The sequence below is a fragment of the Roseibium sp. LAB1 genome (assembly GCF_054658235.1).
Window position 1 is genome coordinate 25,458 of sequence record NZ_BAAGIB010000008.1, and the last position, 23,004, is coordinate 48,461.

The following is a 23,004-nucleotide window of genomic DNA, read 5'->3' on the forward strand; positions in this document are numbered from 1 at the left end:
GTCTCGCAAAGGAACAGCATGAAAGATGGCGGACGCCTGTCAGCGGCGATTGAAGTCCTGACAGAAGTGGAAACACGGCACAGACCGGTGCAGCTTGCCCTGAAGGACTGGGGAGCTTCTCACCGGTTTGCAGGTTCCGGAGACCGGACGGTCATCGGGAACCTTGTGTTTGACGCACTTCGGAACAAGGCTTCTCTTGGCGCAAGAATGAAAGACGGGTCTGCTCGTGCAGTTGTCCTGGCAACCTACTGCCTTAACTGGGGCAAGGGACTGCAGGCACTGAGCGACGTCCTGGCCCAGGATCATCACGCGCCGGAAGCTCTGTCGGATGCTGAAGTCGCCTGCCTGACAACGGATCCGGACCAGGACCCTGCGCCGTTTGAACAGGCCGATGTTCCTGGATGGCTATGGCCAAAATTCGAAGGTGTTTTCGGTGAAAATGCCATCGAAGAGGGCCAGGCGCTCGCGACTCGCGCCCCGATCGACATGAGAACCAACACGCTCAAGGCCGACCGTGAAAAGGTTCTCAAACGCATTGCGCACACCGGGGCTAAGGCAACGCCGTTGTCGTCGGCCGGTGTGCGTATCGAAGCAAAACCTGATCTAGGCCGCATGCCGCATGTTCAGGCAGAGGAAGGCTATCGCAAGGGGTGGTTCGAATTGCAGGACGAAGCCAGCCAGTTGGCGGCTCATCTTGCGCAGGCCAAACCCGGTGAGCAGGTTCTGGACTTTTGCGCAGGCGGCGGTGGCAAGACACTGGCGCTTGCGGCTTCCATGCAGAACAAGGGCCAACTCTACGCTTATGATGCCGACCGGCACCGTCTGGCACCGATCCACGAACGGTTGCAGCGGGCAGGGGTCCGGAACATTCAGGTGAAAGACCCCGCAAGTTCCAGTCTCGACGATCTGATCGGTCAGATGGACCTGGTTTTCATCGACGCGCCCTGCACAGGAACCGGCGTGTGGCGCCGCCGTCCGGACTCCAAATGGAAGCTGGCGGAAAAGGCACTGCAGGATCGTATAGACGACCAGCGCCGTGTTCTTGAAAACGCAAGCAAATATGTGAAGACGGGGGGCCGGCTCGCCTATGCTACCTGTTCAGTCCTGCCAGACGAAAATCAGGATCAGGCAGCATGGTTTCTGGAACAGAACCCGTCGTTCCGGTCTGTCTCAGCGCTTGATATCTGGAAGAATACGCTCCCGGAGGCGCAGCTTCCGAAATACGTCTCCGAGCGCGGGGATATTCTGCTGACGCCAGCGTCAACACAAACAGATGGATTCTTCATTGCCCTGTTTCAAAGGGTGCAGTGAATTCGATCCGTGCTTGCCGTCAGGTTCTGTCCTGACGGCGTAGCCCGAGAACATTCGGCAACTGGTCTCCGTCCGTGCTGAGGAATGTCTTTGAGGCGACCGGCGTTTCACTTTCTTGATCTGGGGAACTTTGACGGTCTTGTTCCGTCCCATCAGCGGGCTCGATAGCGTCTGCGTCATCATCTGAAGACGTTTCTTCTTCAGATGTCGCTGGAGAAGCCTTCGGGCTCGACAGAGGCTTGGTTTTCTCAGCGTCGACCAGACCTTCCACAAGGTCACGGATTGCAGGTTCCAGGCCATCTCCACGAGACATGGCCGTCAAGACAGATCTTGCCTGATTGGAATACTTCAGAGCGGCGAGGGCGGCACCGAGAGCATTCAGAGGCTCTTTTGCCGCTTTATCCAGATCGTGGGCAGCAAGTGCATGTTTCAATGCTTCACTGTGATCGCCAAACTTGCGGGCAATGCTGCTGAGCCGGACATGGGTCGGTACAGACCGGGGGGACAGTTTCAACGCTGCAAGCGCAGCTTCCCGGGCGTCTTCCAGTGCTCCCTTTCCGACAAGGGCATCGGACAGCAGGTCGAGCGGCAGTGGATCTGCCGGTGCGTGTTCGCTTGCGCGGATGGTCAACTCAATCACTTCGTCAAAGCGCTTGCGCAGCAACAATGTCTGCGAGAGCCCGATCAGCGCCGGACCGTAATCCGGATCCGCCTTGAGAGCCTTCCGATAAGCTGCTATCGCAGCCGCTTTCTGGTCTATGCGCGCCTGGGTGTCGGCAAAAAGCGACAAGACTGCCGGCGTGTCCGGCAGCAATTCCACCAGTCGTCTTGCAGGTACTGTCGCTTCTTCCGGCTTGTCTTCTTTCAAAAGCACACTAGCAAACCCATAAAGGGCGTTGCGATTGTCCGGTGCCTGAGCGAGCACGTCGGCAAAGTTCTGCCGGGCATTCGCAGTGTCGCCCAACAACAACTGACAGTTTCCGAGGCTGGCACGGGCGTTCAGGTGATCGGGTTCAGCAAAGACTATCCGTCTTAGCTGGGATTGCGCTTCGTCCAGATAGCCGGTTTGGAGCAGGGCAGACGCCGTCCTGTAGGCAATTTCCGTATCATCCGGCGACAGTTCCTGTGCTTTTAGATAGGATACCAGCGCCCTGTCCAGATTGCCGGCATTTTCCTGGGCAACGGCTTCTTCGAACGCTTTACGGGCAGCTGCGGTCATCTGAGTCGGGTTTCCTAAGGCACCTGCCGTCTGCCCGTCTCACCGGAGACGAAGCACGGGGGCTTATGGTTAACCTAAGGAGCGGGCGTGCGCCGGTCAAAAGCGAAATTCAGCCGTACACAGCTTGTCCGCCGGAAACATTTGCCAGCCAAATTTGTGACACACGAAAGCCTTGGACCCGGCATTGACCCGAAAATCTTGTGCGGGACAGCAACTGGTGTGAAATTCGGGTTCATTTTGCGGAAAAGACCGGTTAGAAGCTGGCCATGACCCAGCATCAGCGCCTTCTCATCATCGACTTCGGCTCCCAGGTCACGCAGCTCATCGCGCGGCGCCTGCGCGAGCTGAACGTCTATTGCGAAATCCACCCCTACCAGAACGTAACAGACGCGTTTCTGACCGAGTTTGCCCCCAAGGCGGTGATCTTCTCGGGCGGACCGGATTCAGTTACGCGGACCGGTTCACCGCGTCCGCCTGAAAGTGTCTACACGATGGGCGTTCCAATCCTGGGGATCTGTTACGGCCAGCAGGTGATGATGCAGCAGCTGGGCGGACAGGTTGACGGTGGAAAGATATCCGGTGGCGGCGGCACGGCAGAATTTGGCCGGGCCTTCGTGACGCCGGTCGAAAACAAGCTCACCATTCTCGATGGCTGGTTCGCGAATGGAAGAGAACAGGTCTGGATGAGTCATGGCGACCATGTCAGCAGGATCGCGCCGGGCTTCGAGGTGTTTGGAACATCGCCGAATGCACCCTATGCGATCACTGCAGACACGGAGAGGAATTTCTACGCCGTGCAATTCCATCCGGAAGTGCATCACACGCCGAACGGCAAGAAGATCTACGAAAACTTTGTTCGTCTGGCCGGTTTCACCGGTGACTGGACTATGGGAGCCTACAAGGACGATGCAATTGCCCGAATCCGCGAACAGGTTGGCGACAAGAAGGTCATCTGTGGCCTTTCTGGCGGTGTGGACAGTTCAGTTGCCGCAGTCCTGATCCATGAGGCGATCGGAGATCAACTGACTTGCGTCTTCGTCGACCACGGCTTGTTGCGCCTGAATGAGGCGGACGAAGTGGTCTCCATGTTCCGGGACAATTACAATATTCCCCTGATCCATGCGGACGAAAGCGACCTTTTCCTGGGTGAGCTTGATGGCGTTTCCGACCCGGAAACCAAACGCAAGATTATCGGAAAGCTTTTCATCGACGTTTTCCAGAAGCATGCCAACGAGATCGAAGGTGCCGAATTCCTTGCGCAAGGAACGCTTTATCCTGATGTGATCGAGAGTGTCAGTTTTTCCGGTGGCCCGTCGGTCACCATCAAGTCCCATCACAATGTCGGCGGCCTGCCGGAAAAGATGGGTCTGAAGTTGGTCGAACCGCTCCGCGAACTCTTCAAGGACGAGGTGAGGGCGCTAGGCCGCGAACTCGGTCTGCCTGAAAAATTCATTGGCCGTCACCCGTTCCCGGGTCCGGGCCTTGCAATCCGCTGTCCGGGTGAAATTACCCGCGAAAAGCTTGAAATTCTGCGCAAGGCAGACGCGGTTTACATCGACCAGATCCGCAAGCACGGCCTTTATGACGACATCTGGCAGGCATTCGTCGCAATCCTGCCCGTACGCACCGTAGGTGTCATGGGGGATGGGCGAACATACGATTATGCCTGCGCCTTAAGAGCCGTAACATCTGTCGACGGCATGACTGCCGACTATTACCCCTTCACGCATGATTTCCTGGGTGAAACGGCAACCCGTATCATCAACGAAGTCCAGGGGATCAACCGGGTCACCTATGACATCACGTCCAAACCTCCTGGCACGATTGAGTGGGAATAGGCTGCTTTCCGGCTAGCGTATAATCCGGCGTGTCGATGAGCCGGTTTTGGCACAGGTCAAAACGTAAAATGATAACCGTATCAGCCGGTCGCTGCCAAACAGGCAGTACCGACTGCGGGAAACTGTTATTGCCGATGCTGGAGCATGACCGTTGATACGTTGGTAATCGTTTTTCACAGCATTGAATACAGCTGGCTGTCGGTTAACTGAATGTTTGCATGCGGTCAGCTAAAGAACAGCCAGTCTGATATACAGTAAGTGGCCGTGCCGATTCACAATGGGAATAGTTAAGGTGAGTAAATTAACTAAACTTATTTCCGGATACGAAAATGACGGCTTCACCCTGGGTAAATTGGCAAGAAAAAGAGAATTCAATATTTTTGTAATCTGATTGAAGATAAATACAAGGAAAAGGGTTTTGTAAACATCCTCGATATTGGCGGAACAGTGCAATATTGGAATATCCTTGATAGTGATTTTCTTGACCGCAACAATGTACAGATTACGTTTTTGAACTTGCCAGGTTCTCAGGTGTATCAGGCTGACGGCAGATTTGATTTTTTGACCGGAAATGCCAACGAGGATATCTGGAGCTACCTGAATCCTCAGGATTTTGACCTGATACACTCAAATTCTGTCATCGAACATGTGGGTGACTGGGCGCAAATGAGAAAGTTTGCGACCAATATAAAGAGTTTCCACGGCGGCTACTTTGTGCAAACACCCAATTTCTGGTTTCCTGTCGAACCTCATTGCATGACCCTCTTCTTCCATTGGCTACCGAAACCCGTCAGGGTGTGGTTGGTTGCACATTTTTCCCTTGGGCATTGGGAAAAGGGCGCAAACATCGATGAAGCTGTTGAAATTGTCGAAAGTGCTCGCTTGCTGAGCAAGACGATGTTCAAGGCGCTTTTCAACGATGCTCGTGTCAAGCAGGAAAGATTCCTGTTCTTGATCAAATCATTTATGGTAGTCCGCGCGAATGGTGACAAAGTCACTTCATCATGAGGGCCGTTGCGATCGCAGTTGTTGAAACGCAGCCGCTTCAGAGCCTCAAAAAGGGCGCCAAGTGTTGTCAGTCTTGGCGATTGTGCTTGTTTCCTCAAATGTGCGGGCCTGTATGAATACTCCCCGGCTTCCGGAACTGACGCCTGACTGCAAGGCATGTGCAGCGCTGTGTTGCGTTGTTTTCGCCTTTGATCGCTCTGAGTCTTTCGGCATAGACAAAGCGGCCGACGAAGTCTGTCCCAACCTGGATTGTAGCGGAAGCTGCAGGATTTTTGACGACAGGTCTCGGCTCGGCTTCAGCGGCTGCATCGCCTATGATTGCCATGGGGCAGGTCAAAAGGTGACACAAGAAGTGTTTGAGGGGCGTTCCTGGCGGGACGATCCCGGGCTAATGACACGGATGGGGGAGGCGCTTTCGATCCTTCGTCAAATTCATGAAAAGTTGCAGCTGTTGGCAGCCGCCGAAAAACTCCCTCTCGGCAAAACGGAAAGACTGGAACTTTCGGGGCTCCAGCATCAACTTGCTCCTCAAACGGAGTGGACCGAGGCGCGACTGAAGGAATTTCCTCTGGCCGAAATATCGCGTCAGGTTTCAGAGTTCCTGACAGGCCTCCGTCGGCATGTCGGCACACAGCGCTGACAGGGTGACAAAGGGATTTAGCTGGCGCATTCACATGTCGCTGGACATGCGCGCGCGCCAAACATCCAGTTGGCGCGCGACCTGAAGCCGGTGACGGCGTCGCAGGGTTCGTGAAAGGGCTGTGTGTACCTTGGTCTTGAACCATCGGTTCAGTTGAAACCGCGCACTTCTTCCGACACCTGGTAGGTTCGAAGGTCGGCTTTCATCCGGTCACCCCAGAGTGCCAGGAACGCCACCGTCTCCGCCGTCGCAAGATGGGCAATAAGCGCTTCCTGATCCCGCCAGCGCTCGGCGACCAGAAAACGTCCCGTTGCCCTGTCGTCCAGCGTGATGCCATAGAACAGGCATCCGTCTTCGGCCGTGGTGCTGAGGCTGATCGTCCGCACATCGTCGGCGAATGCGTCGACGTCCTGCGGGGCGATGTGGATGTAACCCATGAGTATGAGCATGTCCGTTACCGCCCGTTTATATGTCAACGGTCAGCACGATCTTTCCCTGGATATGCCCCTCGGAGGCTCGTTCATGCGCCTGGCGCGCCTTGGCAAGCGGATAGGTGCTATCGATAACCACTCGGATTGTCCCGTCATCGAGCAAGCGGGCAAGCTCCGTCAGTTGAGCTCCGCTGGAACGGACCTGGGTCGTGGAGACCGTGATGCCACGCTTTTCGGCATCCTCGGCATTCGAAAAACCCAGCGGGTAGACCGGGAACAAGGCGCCTCCCGGCTTCAGGGTCTGGAGAAAACGAGCCGTTGTCGGACCTCCCAGCGCATCAACGACAAGATCAAGGTCGTGAGCCACGTTCTCGGGAGGCGTTTTTGTGTAGTCGATGAATTGGTCGGCGTCGAGGTCTCGAAGGATTGCCTCATGTTTGGTCGAGGCCACGGCGATGACGCGCGCACCTTTCAGCTTCGCCACCTGCACCGCGAAATGGCCGACACCGCCCGCGGCTCCGTTGACCAGCACCGTCTTGCCCTCAAGCGGGACCAGGTTATGCGGACCGGGCTGCAGCGGGTTCGGTTCGCTGTGTCCAGGCTCCACCATGAATTGCCACGCGGTTAGAAGCGACATGGGGGCTGCGGCGGCATGGATGTGATCGATGCCGGCTGGTTTCTTCGCGAGTTCCGACGCAGGAACAGTGACATATTCCGCATAGGCTTTGCTTTCCCCGACGCTGAAAAAGCGCACCATTGAATAGACCTCGTCGCCGACGGAAAAACCTTGAATATCCTCGGCAACCGCTTCGACTACCCCTGATATGTCGGTGCCCAGAATGATTGGAAAGGTCACTTGGGGCCGCCATTCCGGCGGAAGCGCTCTGTAGCCATCGCGTAGATACCAGTCGGGTGGATTGATCCCGACAGCACGAACGCGAACCAGAACTTCGCCCGACTTCGGTACAGGTTTTGGCGCGTCTTCGTATTGCAATACATCCGGGCCGCCGAAAGCATGAATCTGCACGGCTTTCATTGTTTCACTCGACATGGCTTTGTCCTTTCAAGGCAAGCGTGCTAAAGCTGGAGCACTGCCCCGCATTAACTGGAGCGATGCCCCGTATAAATGGTGCACCGCTCCATTTGTCAAGTGTTGTGATGAGATCAGACGCCAAGAAGAACTACGATCAGATACTCGCTGTTGCCCGCGACCTTCTTTCCGGGGAGGGCGCAGACGCGTCTCTGCGCGATATCGCCCGCAAGGCCGGTGTTGGAGATGGAACGCTTCATCGCCACTTTCCCACGCGCGAAGCCTTGCTGGAGGCCTTGCTCCGCACGAGCTTCGACGCGTTGAGCGCAAGGGCGGGTGAACTTGCAAAGTGCGAACAGGCCGACGAAGCGCTGTTAAGCTGGCTGCGGGAGGCGATTGTGGTGACGCACAGCTACAAGGGTGTCATCGCGCCGATGGTGGCCGCGATTGCTGACGAAACTTCCGCCCTGCATTCCTCTTGTGTGGATTTGCGCCAGGCAGGGGCGGAACTACTCCAGCGGGCCCAAGCAAAAGGGCTGGCGCGGGACGATATGGATGGCAACGATCTTTTCGCACTGATAAGCGCGATGGCATGGCTTGCCGACCAACCGCCGCTCGTACCGCGGGCGGATCACCTCTTCGACATCATATCGGACGCCATTCTTTCCAGGCAGGCGGGCAAGGATGCAGGAAATAAGCACGCGTAAGCTGCGTGGAAAGATTTGTTCGGCATCTAGCCGGGTTTAAGGTCCATGCCCCGCTGATCCCTGTAGAAAGTTTGGAGGTAGTCCTGACGCCGAGCCCTGATATAGCGAAAACATCCTGACCGGTGTCACCGGGTTCATCGGCTCGGCGATGGTCACCAACCCGTACGACGACAGACACCAGTTGCCCGGACTGGAGCGATAATAGAATATCTCGAATGTCTTCCGACGTATTGCCGTCATCTCCGAGCTTCCAGGGAAAGCATGAAGATGACGGCAAGCATGTGCGTGGGGTGTGTACTAGCGGCAAACGAGCTCGCCCAGTTCTAAAACCCGTTCAGAACAATCTTGCCGATTGTTTTGTTGCTTTCAATTTTCTGGTGAGCGGTGCGCAGATTTTGCGCATTGATTGGCTCGATGACCTCCGTCACGGTGGTCTTGATCTTGTCCGCATCCACTAGTTCGGCAACTTTGTTCAGCAGTTTGCGCTGCTCGTCCATATCGGACGTCTGGTACATCGAACGCGTGAACATCATCTCCCAGTGTATGGAGACGGCCTTCAGTTTGAAGGGAGCGATGCTGACGTTCTCTGGATCATCGATGAGGAGAAAACGACCCTGCGGGGCAATCAGGTCTGCAATGTCGGTCAGATGCTGACCGGTGTGGGTGGTGGAGAACACGTAACCGGGCGCCTCCAGGCCGAGAGCTTCTATCTGAGGTGCCATGGGTTTGGAGTGGTCGAGAACATGATGAGCACCAAGCTCCGTCACCCAGGTCCGGCTCTCCGGCCTGGACGCAGTGGCGATAATGGTCATGTCCGTCAATTGGCGGACAAGCTGAACTGCAATTGAGCCGACGCCTCCCGAACCACCAATAATCAGCAGCGTGTTAGCACCTGCAGGAACCGGGTATTTGACGTTCAGACGGTCGAAAAGCGCTTCCCATGCCGTGATCGTCGTCAACGGCATCGCAGCGGCTTCGGCAAAACTCAGGCTCTGTGGCTTTTTGCCGACGATGCGTTCATCGACAAGATGAAATTCCGAATTTGTGCCGTCTCGGGTGATGTCGCCGGCATAGTAGACTTCATCACCAACCTCATAGCCTGTAACATCTGGCCCAACCTCAGCCACGACGCCGGCAGCATCATAACCGAGCACAACGGGAGCCCCATTTTGCGGGGAACGGGATTGCCGAACCTTCGTGTCGACTGGGTTTACCGCGACGGCCTTTACCTGAACGAGCAGGTCGCGACCTGTTGGAGCCGGCCGGGGTAGATCGAGGTCAATCAACGCATTTGTGTCGTCGATGGGAAGCGGTTGGTAATATCCAATGGTACGCATGATGAATTCTCCTGAATTGCGTACCGCTCAAATTGAGCATAAATTCATCAAGTGCAAGAATGCACAATTTTAGCCCTTACACACAATTTTGAACCTAAGGCACAAAATGGATACTGAAAAAAATACAGGACCAAAACTGGTCAAGGATGTTTATGGCTGTCATCCGGGGTGCGCCGTGGAGGCTGCGCTCAGCCTGATTGACGGCAAGTGGAAAGGCGTCATTCTGTTCCTGTTGATGGATAAGGACGTCATGCGTTTCAACGAGTTCCAGAAGGCGCTCCCGGATATCACCCAGCGGATCCTGACCGCGCAATTGCGTAGTATGGAGGCCGATGGCCTGATCGTCAGGACCGTGTATCCCGTTGTCCCGCCCAAGGTTGAATATCAACTGACGGAGCTTGGTGCATCACTTGCCCCGGTCGTAAAGGCGCTTGCGCTCTGGGGAAATGAAAACAAGACGCTGTGGCCCAAAGGGTTCAAACGCGACAGCCATCTCCAGCAGACAGGCTGAATGACACCAGATCCGGATTGTGCCTGCCGCTATTCCTTAAGCTCAACGGCGGCAGCCTGCTCCTCGGCCAGCATCTGTTCATGATGTTCCTTGGCCTGAACTTCGATGAACAGTCGTGTCACCGCAGGCATTTCCATTTTGATGGTTCTTTCCAGCGAATAGATCGTTTCTTCCACGGTCCCAGCCGTCACTTCGTCAATGAAGTCGACGGAAAGTGCCAGCAGGATATCCTGGGGCCCGCGATGCAATGTTCGAATTTCATTCAGGTTCTTGATGGAAGACGTCGCATCGATGATTGACTCTATTTTTGCGATAATCTCCGGCGACGCGCCTTCGCCGATCAAAAGCCCCTTGGTTTCATAGGCAAGCAGGGTTGCCGTTCCTCCAAGGATGACGCCGATCAGTATCGAGGCGACACCGTCCAGCCAGGGAAGCCCAAGAAACTGCACACCCAGCAATCCGACAAATGCGACGACCAGGCCGAGCATGGCAGCGGAATCTTCGAAAAGAACAGTGAAGACAGTCGGGTCCTTGCTGTCCCGGACGGCAAAAAAGATGGATTTTTTCCCCCGAGCCTTGTCGAATTCCTTGAATGCAATCCACCAGGCACTGGCCTCGAAAACCATCGCAAGTGCCAGAACAATATAAGCAACGTAAGGATCGGACACAGGATGAGGGTGCAGGACCTTCTGGATCCCTTCGTAAACTGACACGCCGGCACCGACGGCGAATATCAGGATCGCAACGACAAAGGACCAGAAATAGAGTTCTGCTCCGTATCCGAAGGGATGTCTCTTGTCCGCTGGCTGCTTGGCTTTCTTGAGGCCATAGAGAAGCAGACCCTGGTTGCCGGTATCGACGAGAGAGTGGATTCCCTCTGACAGCATCGCCGAAGAGCCGGTGTAGGCCGCCGCCGCGAACTTCGTTATGGCGATCAGGGAGTTACCCGCAAGGGCGGCGAATATCACTTTTCTGGATCCATGGCCTGCCATGCTTGCCCTTTCCGCTCGGCTTGTCCCTGTCTCTTTGCACCGCAGCCTATGACGCATTCGTGACTTTGTTCAAGCACGCTGCATTGCAAGGATACTCCCGCATGTACCAGGGGAGACTTGTTTCATGAATGTCAGATATCCGGCACTGGTTGCGCTGTTTGTGGTCCTGTCAGCGTATGGATCAAATGTGTCCCGTGCCGGCGAGGTAGAGATAGTCACGGTGAAGGCAAGCAGCTCGGCGAGCGGATGGTCCTTCGCTGTAACCCTCAAACATGACGACACGGGTTGGGATCATTATGCGGACCTCTGGCAGGTCTACACGCCAGACGGACAACTGCTCGGCGAACGGGTTCTTCTCCATCCCCACGTCGACGAACAACCCTTCACTCGCTCGCTGTCAGGCGTCGCTATCCCTGAAAGCGTGTCTCAAGTGGTCATCAGGGCAAGAGACACGGTGCACGGCGTCTCTTCACAAGAATACAAGCTGACCTTGACGCGTTGAAACCTGCTTCATGCGCGGATGAAAGCCAGCACGCCGTCTGCAACAAACTGAACGGAGAGCGCGGCGAGAAGCACGCCCAGCAGGCGGGTAATCACCAGCTGTGCGGTTTCCCCCAAAAGCCTTTCGATCTTGTCGGCCAGCAGAAACGCCCCCATGCAGCTCAGAAGAATGATCGCTATGACGCCGCCAAGTCCGGCATATGTGAGGGTATCCGGCGCCTGGCTGGACAACAGAATGATAGCCGAGATCGCGGCTGGTCCGGAAATCAGAGGAATTGCCAAAGGAAAGATGGCCAACTCGTTGATCGTGCCGTGATGCGCTTCGGACTCCACCGCCTTTTCGGCGGTTTCTGTTTTCCGGGCCTGACGCTTTCCGAAAATCATCTCGATTGCGATCAGGAACAAGAGGATGCCACCGGCGACGCGGAAAGCGGAAACCGAGATACCCAGAACATTCAGGACCGTCTGTCCAGATGCATAGAACACCAGCAGAATACCGGCCGCCGTGACAGTTGCCCGAACGGCAACCTCGCGCCTGTCGTGCTTGCTCATCCCCGCCGTAATTGCGAGAAACATAGGGGCCAGACCGACCGGGTCAATGGTGACGAAAAGCGTCGCAAAGGCGTTGATGTAGTAGTCGAGCATGGCGATTCCCGGAACGGTTTTTCAGGCGCTTTTGCGGCCTTACTATAGAGCTTTGCGAGGTACTGCGATGATCTCAACCCAAATGATTTTCACCCCCTGTGCATACTTCTTGTAACGCATTGAATTTAAACTATTATTACTTGGGTGGAAAAGCGCCGGGAATTTGGAGTGGCGCCTTGAATCAGATATAAAAGAGCCAGCAATAACAATGAAATGAGTGTCTTCCTTGGCTGACCAGGACAACAGCACGCCCACTGACGGTCTTCCGTCCGATATCAAACCGGTCTCCATCGTCGATGAAATGAAGCGCAGCTATCTCGATTACGCGATGAGCGTGATCGTTTCGCGTGCGCTGCCTGACGTCCGCGACGGACTGAAACCGGTGCACCGGCGCATTCTCTACTCGATGCACGAAAACGGCTACGAGTGGAACAAGCCTTACCGTAAGTCGGCCCGTGTGGTCGGTGACGTCATGGGTAAATATCACCCCCATGGCGACAGCGCGATTTATGACGCGCTTGTACGTATGGCACAGGATTTTTCGTTGCGCCTGCCACTGATCGATGGGCAGGGCAACTTCGGCTCTGTCGATGGCGACCCGGCTGCGGCCATGCGCTATACCGAGTGCCGTCTGGAAAAAGTCGCGCACAAACTGCTGGACGATATCGACAAGGAAACGGTCGATTTTCAGGAGAACTACGACAACTCCGAAAGCGAGCCTGTTGTTCTTCCGGCCAAATTCCCGAACCTTCTGGTCAACGGGGCCGGCGGTATCGCGGTTGGCATGGCCACCAACATTCCGCCGCATAACCTCGGTGAAGTGATCGACGCCGCCATCGCAGTGATGGAAAATCCGGCAATGTCGCTGGAAGAGCTGATGCAGATCGTGCCTGGTCCGGATTTTCCGACAGGCGGCATGATCCTCGGCCGTTCGGGCATCCGCAGTGCTTATGAAACCGCCCGCGGATCCATCGTCATGCGGGCGAAGGTCGACGTCGAGGAAGTCCGCAAGGACCGGACGGCCCTGATCGTTACGGAAATCCCGTATCAGGTCAACAAATCGACCATGATCGAAAAGATTGCCGAGTTGGTTCGCGACAAGCGGGTCGAAGGCATCTCGGACATCCGCGACGAAAGTGACCGCTCGGGCATGCGCGTCGTGATCGAACTGAAACGAGACGCGGTTCCGGACGTTATCCTGAATCAGCTTTATCGCTTCAGCCAGTTGCAGACCTCCTTCGGCGCGAACATCGTTGCGTTGAATGGCGGCAAGCCGGAGCAGATGAACCTCTCCGACATGCTGCGCGCCTTTGTGTCTTTCCGCGAAGAAGTTATCCAGCGGCGCACACGCTACCTCCTGAAGAAAGCTCGCGACCGTGCCCACATCTTGGTCGGTCTGGGTATCGCGGTCGCCAATATCGATGAAGTCATCAAGTTGATCCGTGCGGCTCCGGACCCGGCGACAGCCAGAGCGCAGCTTATGGAGCGCAACTGGCCGGCCAAGGATGTCGAATCGCTCATTCTTCTGATCGACGATCCGCGCCACATGGTGCAGGACGACGGCACCTACAAACTGTCTGAAGAACAGGCGCGAGCCATTCTTGATCTGCGTCTGCAGCGCCTGACGGCGATGGGTCGCGACGAAATCGAGGAAGAACTCAACAAGATCGGTGCGGAAATTTCCGACTATCTCGACATCCTGCGCTCACGGGCAAGGATCCAGGAGATCGTCCGCAATGAAATGCTTGAAATCAAGCAGGAATTTGCAACGCCGCGCCGGACGGAAATCATCGAGGGCGGCCCGGACTTCGACGAAGAAGACCTGATCCAGCGCGAAGACATGGTGGTGACTGTATCTCACGGCGGCTATATCAAGCGCGTCCCTCTGGCCACCTATCGGGCGCAGCGCCGGGGTGGCAAGGGCCGGTCAGGAATGGCGACGAAGGACGAGGACTTCGTCACCCGCCTGTTCGTGGCAAACACTCACACGCCAGTACTGTTCTTCTCGTCCCGCGGTATCTGCTACAAGATGAAGGTCTGGCGATTGCCGCTCGGCGGTCCAACCTCTCGCGGCAAGGCACTGGTCAACATGCTTCCGCTTGAGCAGGGCGAACAGATCACATCCATTTTGCCATTGCCGGAAGACGAGGACAGCTGGGCAAACCTCGATGTGATGTTTGCCACCATTCGTGGCACCATCCGTCGAAACAAACTGTCTGACTTCGTCAATATCAACCGGAACGGCAAAATCGCCATGAAGCTGGAGGATGGTGACGGCATTGTCAGCGTCGACACCTGCTCCGAACATGACGATGTGATGCTTACGACCAACTTCGGTCAGTGTATCCGCTTCCCCGTGACCGACGTGCGGGTCTTTGCCGGTCGTAATTCCGTTGGTGTTCGCGGGATTCGTCTGGCGGATGAGGACCGTGTGATCTCCATGCAGATCCTCCACCATATAGATGTGACGGCCGAAGAGCGCGCCGCCTATCTGAAGCTTTCCCGGGCGATGCGCGGTGAAGCGGATGAAAACGGCAACGGAGCGGACGAAGAAGGCGTTGTCGCCGGTGATCTTCCGCAGGAACGTTATGCTCAGATGAGCGCCGCCGAACAGATCATCCTGACCATCTCGGAAAATGGCTACGGCAAACGGACATCTTCGTTCGAATATCGGGTCACAGGCCGTGGCGGCAAGGGGATTACGGCCATGGCGGTCAATGACCGCAACGGCGGCCTGGTCTCATCCTTCCCGGTCGAAGACAGCCACCAGATCATGCTGGTCACGGACGGCGGTCAGCTGATCCGTTGCCCGGTGGACGGTATCCGCATCGCCGGCCGTGCGACCCAGGGTGTGATCATCTTCAAGACAGCGTCCGATGAAAAGGTCGTTGCGGTAGAAGGGATCTCCGAAGTCGACGAGGAAGATGTTCTCGAAGAGGGCCTCGAAGAGACCGGTGATGGAACTACCGAACCCGGTGGCGAGGCCGATGCCGGCAACGACACGACCGATGGAGATGAAACCCCTCCGGAGGCCTGATCTATGACCTCACCAGACTAAAACGACAACAGCGGCCAGGGTGGAACCTGAGCCGCTGTTTGCCGTTACGGGGTAGGGAGGTCGAGACGATGCTCAGTTGGCCACGGGGTAGCGGGCCAGTATGGTTTCGTTGACGGTCGGTGTGTTTTTTTCCACGGTTACAAAAGACACGTTGCGAACGCGTGATGCACCGGAAAGGGCAGCAGCACAATCTTCGCTCCATGCGCCCCAAGCCTGGGATTCGCAGGCATTTGTTGCCGGGATTTGTACCGCGCGGTCAGACTTGGTGGACGCCAATCCCTGGGTGGCCAGACTGGTCATGCCTTCTGCTTGGGATGCGTTGCTCGGGTGCATGCTCATCATGCCGGCAGCAATCATGGTCAGCAACGCCAAGACGAAAATAACTGCCATCTTGAGTTGGCCGGCCGGATCGATAGCCTTTGCCTGAAACGAAAACGGACGCACCGCGATAGCCGTAGCGGTCCGGTCGATTGTGGTAGTGCTCCTCATGGTACTGGCTCCTGCTCACGCCAAATGATTTCGATGAAGCCAACATGAACGAAGTCTGCATAGTCAGATGTGACGGTTGTCACATAATGTCAGTTACTGGCAAAAGTCACATCCGTTCCTGCGTTCTACTTGTGAGGCAGGGGCAGGCAGAGTAAGGAAGGGCCATGAATCGTATAGCGCTTTATCCAGGATCCTTCGATCCCGTCACAAACGGCCACATGGATATACTGCGCCAGTCGCTTGCGCTGGCTGACAAGGTTGTGGTTGCGATCGGCATACATCCGGGCAAATCTCCTCTGTTTTCCTTCGAGGAGCGGGTCGAGTTGATCCATGCGTCCGCCCGATCCGAATTTACTGCCGATGAAGCCGACCGGATTGATGTGATCGCGTTCGACAATCTCGTCATCGAAACGGCACGCCTGCAAAAAGCTGCCTATCTGGTTCGCGGTCTGCGAGACGGCACCGATCTCGACTATGAAATGCAGATGGCAGGCATGAACGGCACACTGGAACCGGACATCCGGACGGTTTTTCTGCCAGCTTCCCCGAATGTGCGCCACATCACGGCCACCTTGGTGCGCCAAATCGCAAAGATGGGCGGAGAAATTTCCGCTTTCGTTCCGGAACCGGTAGCCGAACCCTTGAGGCTGCGGGCAAATCCCGGCGCGTGAACCAACGCCAAGCTTTAGACCTGAACCTTAGGAGTCTCCAGTGTCGCGCTTTTTTGCAGTTTTTGCCGTTCTGGCATCACTCATGATCCTGCCTTCGGCCGTCAACGCCCAGGGAACCGATCCTGAAAACACGATTTTTCTCGACCTGAAGGACGGCCGGGTCGTCATTCAGTTACGTCCGGACCTTGCTCCGGCGCACGTCGAGCGCATCAAGAAGCTTGCCCGCGAAGGTTTTTACGACGGCATTGTCTTTCACCGCGTGATCGACGGCTTCATGGCCCAGACGGGTGACCCCACGGGCACCGGCACTGGTCGGTCCAGCGAGCCCAACCTGAAGGCCGAGTTCTCCAATGCCGCGTTCAAGCGCGGCACGCTCGGCATGGCACGGTCCGCCAGCCCGGACAGCGCCAATTCTCAATTTTTCATCATGTTCGGCGACGGTGACTGGCTGAATGGCCAATACACCGTATTCGGCGAAGTGGTCGACGGCATGGAGTTTGTCGACAACATCAAGCGCGGCGAGCCGCCGGCAAACCCGGACAAGATCATCAAGATGCAGGTCGCTGCAGACGCTCAATAAGCGTTCAGGCGATGTTATTTTCAAAAATACCCAAGGAGATACTCGATGGCTGAAATCAAAGACGCCGAAAACACCCTTCTCATGGAAACAAGCCAGGGACCGGTCGTGATCGAGCTGAAACCGGACCTTGCGCCGACGCATGTCGCCCGCATCAAGGAACTGGTTCGTGACGGCTTCTACGACGGCATCGTCTTTCACCGCGTGATCGACGGCTTCATGGCCCAGACCGGCTGCCCGCAAGGCACTGGCACCGGCGGATCCGGCAAGAAACTGAAAGCGGAATTCAGCAACGAGAAGCACGTGCGCGGTACCTGCTCCATGGCGCGCGCCATGGACCCGAACTCCGGCGACAGCCAGTTCTTCATCTGTTTCACCGATGCACCCTGGCTCGATGGGCAGTACACCGTTTGGGGCCAGGTGATTGAAGGCATGGACAATGTCGACAAGATCAAGCGCGGCGAGCCGGTCTCCAATCCGGACAACATCGTTTCTTTGAAAGTGGCGGCCGACGCGGCCTGAACCTTCTGAAAACTGACGTTTACGAAGCAGCGCGGATCAATGGTCCGCGCTGTTTTGTTTCGGATCTATGTTCGGAAGGTTGACCTGCCTGCCTGTCGCCAGTAAGAGCCGCTGACTGAAAGTCCGGTTGCCGGTTTGAATTGAACAGGCGCCGTGCCCCGAAACCTTCCTGAGATCCGGCAGTAGCACAACGCCATGCGCGTCGACCAATTCGATTTTGATCTTCCCAACGAACGGATTGCCCTGCGTCCTGCACGCCCGCGCGATTCTGCGCGCATGCTTGTCGTGCGGCCCGGGGAAAACCCGGTGTTGTCAGACAAAGGGGTCCGTGAGCTGCCACTCATGCTGGAGCCGGGCGATGCATTGGTCTTCAACGACACCAAAGTGATTCCAGCCCAGCTTGAAGGCACCCGCCTGCGCGGTGAAATTACCGCCGGTATCAGTGCGACGCTTCACATGCGTACAGGACCAGATCGTTGGAAAGCCTTCGTCCGGCCGGCAAAGAAGCTGCAGGTTGGCGATACAGTTCTGTTCGAGGGCTTCGGTACGCGTTTAACGGCCGAAGTGGCGGAAAAAGGTGACAGCGGCGAGGTGCTGCTGGTTTTCGATAGGTCCGGTCCGGAGCTCGACACCGCAATCGCCTCTGTCGGGCACATTCCCTTGCCGCCCTATATCGCGCAAAAACGCGGCGAGGACGATCAGGATCGCAAGGACTACCAGACCATCTTTGCCGAGAGGGACGGTGCCGTTGCCGCACCGACTGCTGGTCTGCATTTCACGCCGGAACTGTTGCAGGCATTGAGCGACCGCGGCATTGAACAGCATCGCGTTACCCTGCATGTCGGTGCGGGAACATTTCTGCCGGTCAAAGCGGAAGACACTGCGGATCACAAGATGCATGCCGAATGGGGTGAAGTCTCGAAAGAGACCGCATCAGCGCTTCTGGCGGTCAAGGCGAGGGGCAACAAGGTCGTCAGCGTAGGCACGACTTCCTTGCGTATCCTTGAAAGTTCAGCCCAGGCAAAGGGTGCCATAGCTGCCTTTGCAGGTGAAACATCGATCTTCATTACGCCCGGTTACCGTTTCAAGGCAATCGATGCACTGATGACCAACTTCCATCTTCCACGTTCCACCTTGTTCATGCTGGTGTCGGCACTATCGGGTCTGGACACGATGCGACACGCCTATGAACACGCCATTGCGCAGGAATACCGCTTTTACAGCTACGGTGACGCATCGTTGCTGTTTCCGCAGGAAGGTGCTGTCTGAGGACCAACATGACTGAAGAAACCGGCAAGACATTCAGCTTTAAACTGATTACCACGGATGGCGCGGCACGTCGAGGCGAAATCACCACGCCCCATGGCATTGTCCGCACACCCGCGTTCATGCCGGTGGGCACACAGGCAACCGTGAAAGCAATGTATCCGGAGCAGGTGCGTGACACCGGCGCCGACGTGGTCCTCGGAAACACCTATCACCTGATGCTTCGTCCAACAGCAGAACGGGTTGCCAAGCTGGGTGGGCTGCACACGTTCATGAACTGGCCACACACGATTCTGACCGACAGCGGCGGATTTCAGGTGATGTCGCTGGCGCAGCTGCGAAAGCTTGATGAAGACGGCGTGCGTTTCCAGAGCCATATCGATGGCCAGAAATATCACCTGACGCCGGAACGTTCCGTTGAAATCCAGGGATTGCTAGGGTCCGACATCCAGATGCAACTTGATGAATGCATAAAGTTGCCCAGTCCGCGCGAAGAAGTCCAAAGAGCGATGGAATTGTCGCTCAGGTGGGCGGAACGCTCGCGCAAACAGTTCGAAACCATGGGCGGTCCGGGCAAAGGGCAGGGGCTCTACGGCATCGTTCAGGGCGGCGATCAACCGGACCTTCGTATCCGCTCGGCCGAAGAACTGGGTAAAATGCCGTTTGAAGGCTATTCGGTTGGCGGTCTGGCAGTTGGCGAACCGCAGGACGTCATGCTGAGCATGCTCGACATCACCACACCGGTAATGCCGGTGGACAAACCGCGTTACCTGATGGGTGTCGGGACGCCGGACGATCTACTGGAAAGCGTGAAGCGCGGCATTGACCAGTTTGACTGCGTTATGCCGACCCGGGCGGGTCGGCACGGCCTAGCCTATACACGGTATGGCAAGGTCAATCTGAAGAACGCCCGTCATCAGGAAGACCCGCGTCCGCTGGACGAGGGAAGCAATTGTCCCGCATCTAGCGTCTACAGCCGCGCCTATCTGCACCATCTGGTGCGCGCAGGCGAGGGGCTGGCAGGCATGCTGCTGACTTGGAACAACATCGCCTACTATCAGTTCCTGATGCAGGGCATGCGAGATGCTATCGAGGCTGGCCGTTTCGAAGACTTCTATGCAAAGACCAAGGAAGACTGGGCACGCGGAGACATTGCCGCGCTGTAACCCGACATTTTCGCAATCGGACCTTGCCGAAACCGTCTAGGCGGAAAACCCATCCGATGTGGTCAGGTAACAGCCGGAGATTTTCCAACTGCCGTCATCCTGTTGCTCAAAACTGTAGAGTGCCAGCCAGTTCTTCCCGTTGGGGCCTGTCACATAAACTTCCTGCGTCGGGCCAAGCTTGGTCATTTTCGACCGGCCAAAGGTTACGCTTTGAGGCTTGTAGACCGGTTGATAGCCCTGCCGTACCATTTCCATGAAGAATTCGGGCGTCTGAAACCGCTGTTGCAACGAATTGGTTGCGAACGAGAAAGCCGCCTGGGCATTTCCAGTGGCAAAGGCGCTCATCTGATTTTTGATGATCTTGTGAAAGGTGCTGCTGTCGAGGCCGTCATCGGCGCGAACGGAACCTGAGGCCAGCAATGCGCTGACGCCGGCAACCGCCACCATCTTCCAGAAACGAGCATGAGCCATGTTCGGTGTCTCCTTTCCTGAAACCCGAACAGTATACGGCGCGAAACTCTTTTCAGATTGCTAAAATAACAGTGATCCGCTGCGGCAATTAACGGCATTTGGAAGCGATTTAAGGCAGTTTTCTACCGCTGGATTTGCAGGGCTCCTGAAGACACTCACCGCCGATCCGAAAAAACGCTGCAAATTCAAAGACGCCAGAGCTGAATTCCGTCCGGACAGGTCGCACGGTCCAAAAGCGCTGGAATGTCGGCGACAAGACCCCTCTCATCCTTCAGAATGTTTTTCACCGTCTGCCAACCGGTGCCGTCTTGGAAAAAATGCGTATGCGGAACAGCCAGAATGGCGACATCTGCAGCTTCAATATCTTCCTTCGGGGTGAGGGTGATTCCATATTCAGCGGCAACTTCGTCCGGTTGTGCCAGGGGATCGCAGACCTGAACACTCGCACCGAACTTTTCCAGTTCCCGAATAAGATCGACAACCTTCGAGTTCCGGGTATCAGGTACATTGGCCTTGTAGGTAATGCCAAGCACGGCGACCTTTGGCGGCATGGGCATGCCAAGCTTCACGCTTTCCTGGATGATCTTGCCGGCAATGAACGCCGGCATCGCCTCGTTCGTTCCACGACCAGCCAGAATGACCTGAGGCGTCATGCCGATTTCATGCGCCTTGTGAGTCAGATAATAGGGATCGACGCCGATGCAGTGCCCGCCGACCAGGCCAGGCTGAAACGGCAGGAAGTTCCACTTGGTCGACGAGCCCTTGAGCACATCTCTGGTATCGATGCCCATCTGGTGAAACAGCATGGCCAATTCGTTCATGAGTGCAATGTTGAGATCGCGCTGGGTGTTTTCGATCACCTTGGCAGCTTCCGCAACCCGGATAGACGACGCCAGATGGATCCCGGCCGTTACAACCACCCCATAGAGATTGGCCAGGGTCTGAGCTGCTTCCGGACTAGAGCCGGAGACAATCTTGGTGATATCGGCAAAGCCGCGTTCGGTGTCGCCCGGGTTAATGCGTTCCGGCGAATATCCAACCGCAAAGTCCTTGCCGAACTCAAGGCCTGATTCCTTCTCCAGAACCGGCACGGCAATTTCCTCGGTTGCACCCGGATAGACCGTCGATTCAAAAACAACAATCGAACCGGGCTTCAGGTTTCGGCCAACAGTTGCGGCTGCGCTTCGAAAAGGCGACAGATCAGGACGTTTTGCATGATCGACTGGCGTCGGCACCGCTACGATCAGAACATCCCTGTCGCTCAGGTCTTCTTCCCTGCTCGAAAAACCAAGTGATTTCTGTCGCAGATCTGCCGTGCAGACAGACGCCGTGCTGTCCTGCCCGCTGCGCAGTTCCGACAGTCGGCTCTCGTTGATATCGAACCCGAGAACGTCGAAGCCCTTCGCCGCGAAAGCGACGGCGACCGGCAGGCCGACATACCCGAGACCGATGACCGCGATCCTGGTGGACTGAATGGAATTGTCGAGCATATGACATCCGGGACTGGAGCAAACGGAAAGGGCCGGGTCTACGCAAGACCCGGCCCACTCCTAAAGGCTTCTGACAAAGCATTTCAAGCCCGCAGTGAAAACGACCGCAGATTATTCGGCCGCCATGGGCTTGCGAATGATCTCTTCCATGAACGGAACCAGTTCACGGGCAAGCTTCGGATCGTCCATGCCAAAGGCAATATTCGCACTCAGGAAACCGGCCTTGTTGCCACAGTCGTAGCTGCGACCTTCAAATTTCAGCGACGCAAAGTGCTGTTCTTTCATCATTGCGAGCATGCTGTCGGTCAGCTGGATCTCGCCACCTGCACCCTTGCTCTGATTGGATAGGAGATCGAAAATTTCAGGCTGAAGAATATAGCGGCCGGTGATCATCAAATTGGAAGGCGCTGTGCCAGGGGCAGGCTTTTCGACCATGTTGGAGATCTTGTGGGCATTCACGCCGATTTCACCGTCGAGTTCCACGATACCGTACTGATCGGTCTGGTCTTCCGGCACCTCTTCAACTGCAATGATATTGCCTCCGGTTTTCTCGTAGAGATCGACCATCTGCTTCAGGCAGCTGACCTGGGACTTGATGATCACGTCCGGCAGAAGGATGGCAAAGGGCTCGTTTCCAATGATATCGCGCGCGCACCATATGGCGTGACCGAGACCAAGCGGGGCCTGTTGACGGGTGAAGGAGGTGGCACCGGGAACCGGACGGTGCTTTTCCAGAAGCTCGAGCGCGGCGGTCTTGTTTCGCGCCTTGAGCGTATCTTCAAGCTCATAGGCCATATCGAAATGGTCTTCGATGACCTGCTTGTTTCGCCCGGTGACGAAAACGATATGTTCGATGCCCGCGGCCCGCGCTTCATCAACGACATACTGGATGATCGGCCGGTCAACGATTGTCAGCATTTCCTTCGGCACTGCCTTGGTGGCAGGCAGAAACCGTGTGCCAAGACCTGCCACGGGCAGGATCGCTTTGCGAATGGGCTTGTTCATGTCAGGCCTTCCGATGGTCTACAAATACGAACTCAATCTTCTTTTGCCCACTAATAGTCACAAGAACTTTCAAACATATTTCCAAAGTTCCAGTCGTCCGCGGGCACGACGTTGCAACA

The 23,004-nt window shown here is 56.2% G+C and carries 23 protein-coding genes; 13 read left to right on the forward strand and 10 right to left on the reverse strand.

Annotated elements, in window-relative coordinates:
* Nucleotides 1–18: 18 nt before the first annotated feature.
* On the forward strand, nt 19–1,311 hold the full coding sequence (locus tag ACYQ54_RS26935) for an RsmB/NOP family class I SAM-dependent RNA methyltransferase (protein WP_460087955.1): 1,293 nt from the start codon (nt 19–21) through the stop codon (nt 1,309–1,311).
* Between the two features lie 19 nt (nt 1,312–1,330).
* Here ACYQ54_RS26935 and ACYQ54_RS26940 read toward each other — a convergent pair whose 3' ends face one another.
* Complete coding sequence (locus ACYQ54_RS26940; protein ID WP_460087957.1) at nt 1,331–2,530, reverse strand: tetratricopeptide repeat protein; 1,200 nt, start codon at nt 2,528–2,530, stop codon at nt 1,331–1,333.
* A gap of 266 nt (nt 2,531–2,796) precedes the next feature.
* On the opposite strand from ACYQ54_RS26940, the gene guaA reads away from it, so the two are divergent.
* The 3 genes from guaA to ACYQ54_RS26955 all read left to right on the forward strand — a co-directional run bounded on the left by guaA (nt 2,797) and on the right by ACYQ54_RS26955 (nt 6,016).
* Nucleotides 2,797–4,368, forward strand: coding sequence for a glutamine-hydrolyzing GMP synthase (gene guaA / locus ACYQ54_RS26945; protein WP_460087958.1), 1,572 nt, complete (start codon nt 2,797–2,799; stop codon nt 4,366–4,368).
* A gap of 447 nt (nt 4,369–4,815) precedes the next feature.
* On the forward strand, nt 4,816–5,376 hold the full coding sequence (locus tag ACYQ54_RS26950) for a class I SAM-dependent methyltransferase (RefSeq protein ID WP_460087959.1): 561 nt from the start codon (nt 4,816–4,818) through the stop codon (nt 5,374–5,376).
* Nucleotides 5,377–5,449: 73 nt separating this feature from the next.
* Nucleotides 5,450–6,016 carry a hypothetical protein gene (locus ACYQ54_RS26955; protein WP_460087961.1) on the forward strand — a complete coding sequence of 189 codons (567 nt, stop codon included), beginning with the start codon at nt 5,450–5,452 and terminating at the stop codon, nt 6,014–6,016.
* Between the two features lie 149 nt (nt 6,017–6,165).
* Here ACYQ54_RS26955 and ACYQ54_RS26960 read toward each other — a convergent pair whose 3' ends face one another.
* Together ACYQ54_RS26960 and ACYQ54_RS26965 are read right to left on the reverse strand one after the other, a co-directional pair.
* Nucleotides 6,166–6,465, reverse strand: a complete 300-nt coding sequence (locus ACYQ54_RS26960; protein WP_460087962.1) for a putative quinol monooxygenase — start codon at nt 6,463–6,465, stop codon at nt 6,166–6,168.
* A gap of 16 nt (nt 6,466–6,481) precedes the next feature.
* Nucleotides 6,482–7,498, reverse strand: coding sequence for an NADP-dependent oxidoreductase (locus ACYQ54_RS26965; protein WP_460087964.1), 1,017 nt, complete (start codon nt 7,496–7,498; stop codon nt 6,482–6,484).
* Between the two features lie 107 nt (nt 7,499–7,605).
* On the opposite strand from ACYQ54_RS26965, the gene ACYQ54_RS26970 reads away from it, so the two are divergent.
* Nucleotides 7,606–8,184: a TetR/AcrR family transcriptional regulator gene (locus ACYQ54_RS26970; protein ID WP_460087966.1), complete on the forward strand. Its 579-nt coding sequence runs from the start codon at nt 7,606–7,608 to the stop codon at nt 8,182–8,184.
* Nucleotides 8,185–8,507: 323 nt separating this feature from the next.
* Here the strand turns inward: ACYQ54_RS26970 and ACYQ54_RS26975 are convergent, their stop codons facing one another.
* A complete protein-coding gene (locus ACYQ54_RS26975; RefSeq protein ID WP_460087968.1) occupies nt 8,508–9,521 on the reverse strand; it encodes a zinc-binding alcohol dehydrogenase family protein in 1,014 nt (337 codons plus the stop codon).
* Nucleotides 9,522–9,627: 106 nt separating this feature from the next.
* Between ACYQ54_RS26975 and ACYQ54_RS26980 the strand changes: the two genes are divergently transcribed.
* The gene (locus tag ACYQ54_RS26980) at nt 9,628–10,032 is read left to right on the forward strand and encodes a winged helix-turn-helix transcriptional regulator (RefSeq protein ID WP_460087969.1); all 405 of its coding nucleotides are present in this window, start codon (nt 9,628–9,630) and stop codon (nt 10,030–10,032) included.
* A gap of 29 nt (nt 10,033–10,061) precedes the next feature.
* Here the strand turns inward: ACYQ54_RS26980 and ACYQ54_RS26985 are convergent, their stop codons facing one another.
* Entirely contained in the window at nt 10,062–11,024 is a 963-nt protein-coding gene (locus tag ACYQ54_RS26985; protein WP_460087972.1) for a cation diffusion facilitator family transporter, read from the reverse strand.
* A gap of 124 nt (nt 11,025–11,148) precedes the next feature.
* On the opposite strand from ACYQ54_RS26985, the gene ACYQ54_RS26990 reads away from it, so the two are divergent.
* Entirely contained in the window at nt 11,149–11,526 is a 378-nt protein-coding gene (locus ACYQ54_RS26990) for a hypothetical protein (protein WP_460087973.1), read from the forward strand.
* Nucleotides 11,527–11,534: 8 nt separating this feature from the next.
* Here ACYQ54_RS26990 and ACYQ54_RS26995 read toward each other — a convergent pair whose 3' ends face one another.
* Nucleotides 11,535–12,170: a MarC family protein gene (locus ACYQ54_RS26995; RefSeq protein ID WP_460087976.1), complete on the reverse strand. Its 636-nt coding sequence runs from the start codon at nt 12,168–12,170 to the stop codon at nt 11,535–11,537.
* A gap of 226 nt (nt 12,171–12,396) precedes the next feature.
* On the opposite strand from ACYQ54_RS26995, the gene gyrA reads away from it, so the two are divergent.
* The gene (gene gyrA, locus ACYQ54_RS27000) at nt 12,397–15,207 is read left to right on the forward strand and encodes a DNA gyrase subunit A (RefSeq protein ID WP_460087977.1); all 2,811 of its coding nucleotides are present in this window, start codon (nt 12,397–12,399) and stop codon (nt 15,205–15,207) included.
* Nucleotides 15,208–15,300: 93 nt separating this feature from the next.
* Here the strand turns inward: gyrA and ACYQ54_RS27005 are convergent, their stop codons facing one another.
* Nucleotides 15,301–15,672 carry a phosphopantetheine adenylyltransferase gene (locus ACYQ54_RS27005; protein WP_460087980.1) on the reverse strand — a complete coding sequence of 124 codons (372 nt, stop codon included), beginning with the start codon at nt 15,670–15,672 and terminating at the stop codon, nt 15,301–15,303.
* Nucleotides 15,673–15,881: 209 nt separating this feature from the next.
* Here ACYQ54_RS27005 and coaD point away from each other — a divergent pair, with 209 nt between their 5' ends.
* The 5 genes from coaD to tgt all read left to right on the forward strand — a co-directional run bounded on the left by coaD (nt 15,882) and on the right by tgt (nt 19,919).
* Nucleotides 15,882–16,388 carry a pantetheine-phosphate adenylyltransferase gene (coaD, locus tag ACYQ54_RS27010; RefSeq protein ID WP_460087981.1) on the forward strand — a complete coding sequence of 169 codons (507 nt, stop codon included), beginning with the start codon at nt 15,882–15,884 and terminating at the stop codon, nt 16,386–16,388.
* Nucleotides 16,389–16,470: 82 nt separating this feature from the next.
* The gene (locus ACYQ54_RS27015; RefSeq protein WP_460088070.1) at nt 16,471–16,968 is read left to right on the forward strand and encodes a peptidylprolyl isomerase; all 498 of its coding nucleotides are present in this window, start codon (nt 16,471–16,473) and stop codon (nt 16,966–16,968) included.
* A 45-nt stretch (nt 16,969–17,013) separates the two neighbouring features.
* Entirely contained in the window at nt 17,014–17,487 is a 474-nt protein-coding gene (locus ACYQ54_RS27020; RefSeq protein ID WP_460087983.1) for a peptidylprolyl isomerase, read from the forward strand.
* A 195-nt stretch (nt 17,488–17,682) separates the two neighbouring features.
* On the forward strand, nt 17,683–18,756 hold the full coding sequence (gene queA / locus ACYQ54_RS27025) for a tRNA preQ1(34) S-adenosylmethionine ribosyltransferase-isomerase QueA (protein ID WP_460087985.1): 1,074 nt from the start codon (nt 17,683–17,685) through the stop codon (nt 18,754–18,756).
* Between the two features lie 8 nt (nt 18,757–18,764).
* A complete protein-coding gene (gene tgt, locus ACYQ54_RS27030) occupies nt 18,765–19,919 on the forward strand; it encodes a tRNA guanosine(34) transglycosylase Tgt (protein WP_460087987.1) in 1,155 nt (384 codons plus the stop codon).
* A gap of 36 nt (nt 19,920–19,955) precedes the next feature.
* Here tgt and ACYQ54_RS27035 read toward each other — a convergent pair whose 3' ends face one another.
* The 3 genes from ACYQ54_RS27035 to galU form a co-directional block, all read right to left on the reverse strand.
* Entirely contained in the window at nt 19,956–20,390 is a 435-nt protein-coding gene (locus ACYQ54_RS27035; protein ID WP_460087988.1) for a DUF4864 domain-containing protein, read from the reverse strand.
* A gap of 185 nt (nt 20,391–20,575) precedes the next feature.
* The gene (locus ACYQ54_RS27040) at nt 20,576–21,880 is read right to left on the reverse strand and encodes a nucleotide sugar dehydrogenase (RefSeq protein WP_460087990.1); all 1,305 of its coding nucleotides are present in this window, start codon (nt 21,878–21,880) and stop codon (nt 20,576–20,578) included.
* A gap of 111 nt (nt 21,881–21,991) precedes the next feature.
* Nucleotides 21,992–22,885 carry a UTP--glucose-1-phosphate uridylyltransferase GalU gene (gene galU, locus ACYQ54_RS27045; RefSeq protein WP_460087991.1) on the reverse strand — a complete coding sequence of 298 codons (894 nt, stop codon included), beginning with the start codon at nt 22,883–22,885 and terminating at the stop codon, nt 21,992–21,994.
* Between the last annotated feature and the right edge of the window lie 119 nt (nt 22,886–23,004).

Excerpts from the sequence above, each read along its gene's own strand:
- ACYQ54_RS26935 (WP_460087955.1), top strand. The coding sequence starts at position 19 with ATGAAAGATGGCGGACGCCTGTCAGCGGCGATTGAAGTCCTGACAGAA.
- ACYQ54_RS26940 (WP_460087957.1), bottom strand. The coding sequence starts at position 2,530 with ATGACCGCAGCTGCCCGTAAAGCGTTCGAAGAAGCCGTTGCCCAGGAA.
- guaA (WP_460087958.1), top strand. The coding sequence starts at position 2,797 with ATGACCCAGCATCAGCGCCTTCTCATCATCGACTTCGGCTCCCAGGTC.
- ACYQ54_RS26960 (WP_460087962.1), bottom strand. The coding sequence starts at position 6,465 with ATGCTCATACTCATGGGTTACATCCACATCGCCCCGCAGGACGTCGAC.
- ACYQ54_RS26965 (WP_460087964.1), bottom strand. The coding sequence starts at position 7,498 with ATGTCGAGTGAAACAATGAAAGCCGTGCAGATTCATGCTTTCGGCGGC.
- ACYQ54_RS26970 (WP_460087966.1), top strand. The coding sequence starts at position 7,606 with ATGAGATCAGACGCCAAGAAGAACTACGATCAGATACTCGCTGTTGCC.
- ACYQ54_RS26975 (WP_460087968.1), bottom strand. The coding sequence starts at position 9,521 with ATGCGTACCATTGGATATTACCAACCGCTTCCCATCGACGACACAAAT.
- ACYQ54_RS26980 (WP_460087969.1), top strand. The coding sequence starts at position 9,628 with ATGGATACTGAAAAAAATACAGGACCAAAACTGGTCAAGGATGTTTAT.
- ACYQ54_RS26985 (WP_460087972.1), bottom strand. The coding sequence starts at position 11,024 with ATGGCAGGCCATGGATCCAGAAAAGTGATATTCGCCGCCCTTGCGGGT.
- ACYQ54_RS26990 (WP_460087973.1), top strand. The coding sequence starts at position 11,149 with ATGAATGTCAGATATCCGGCACTGGTTGCGCTGTTTGTGGTCCTGTCA.
- ACYQ54_RS26995 (WP_460087976.1), bottom strand. The coding sequence starts at position 12,170 with ATGCTCGACTACTACATCAACGCCTTTGCGACGCTTTTCGTCACCATT.
- coaD (WP_460087981.1), top strand. The coding sequence starts at position 15,882 with ATGAATCGTATAGCGCTTTATCCAGGATCCTTCGATCCCGTCACAAAC.
- ACYQ54_RS27015 (WP_460088070.1), top strand. The coding sequence starts at position 16,471 with ATGATCCTGCCTTCGGCCGTCAACGCCCAGGGAACCGATCCTGAAAAC.
- ACYQ54_RS27020 (WP_460087983.1), top strand. The coding sequence starts at position 17,014 with ATGGCTGAAATCAAAGACGCCGAAAACACCCTTCTCATGGAAACAAGC.
- queA (WP_460087985.1), top strand. The coding sequence starts at position 17,683 with ATGCGCGTCGACCAATTCGATTTTGATCTTCCCAACGAACGGATTGCC.
- tgt (WP_460087987.1), top strand. The coding sequence starts at position 18,765 with ATGACTGAAGAAACCGGCAAGACATTCAGCTTTAAACTGATTACCACG.
- ACYQ54_RS27035 (WP_460087988.1), bottom strand. The coding sequence starts at position 20,390 with ATGGCTCATGCTCGTTTCTGGAAGATGGTGGCGGTTGCCGGCGTCAGC.
- ACYQ54_RS27040 (WP_460087990.1), bottom strand. The coding sequence starts at position 21,880 with ATGCTCGACAATTCCATTCAGTCCACCAGGATCGCGGTCATCGGTCTC.
- galU (WP_460087991.1), bottom strand. The coding sequence starts at position 22,885 with ATGAACAAGCCCATTCGCAAAGCGATCCTGCCCGTGGCAGGTCTTGGC.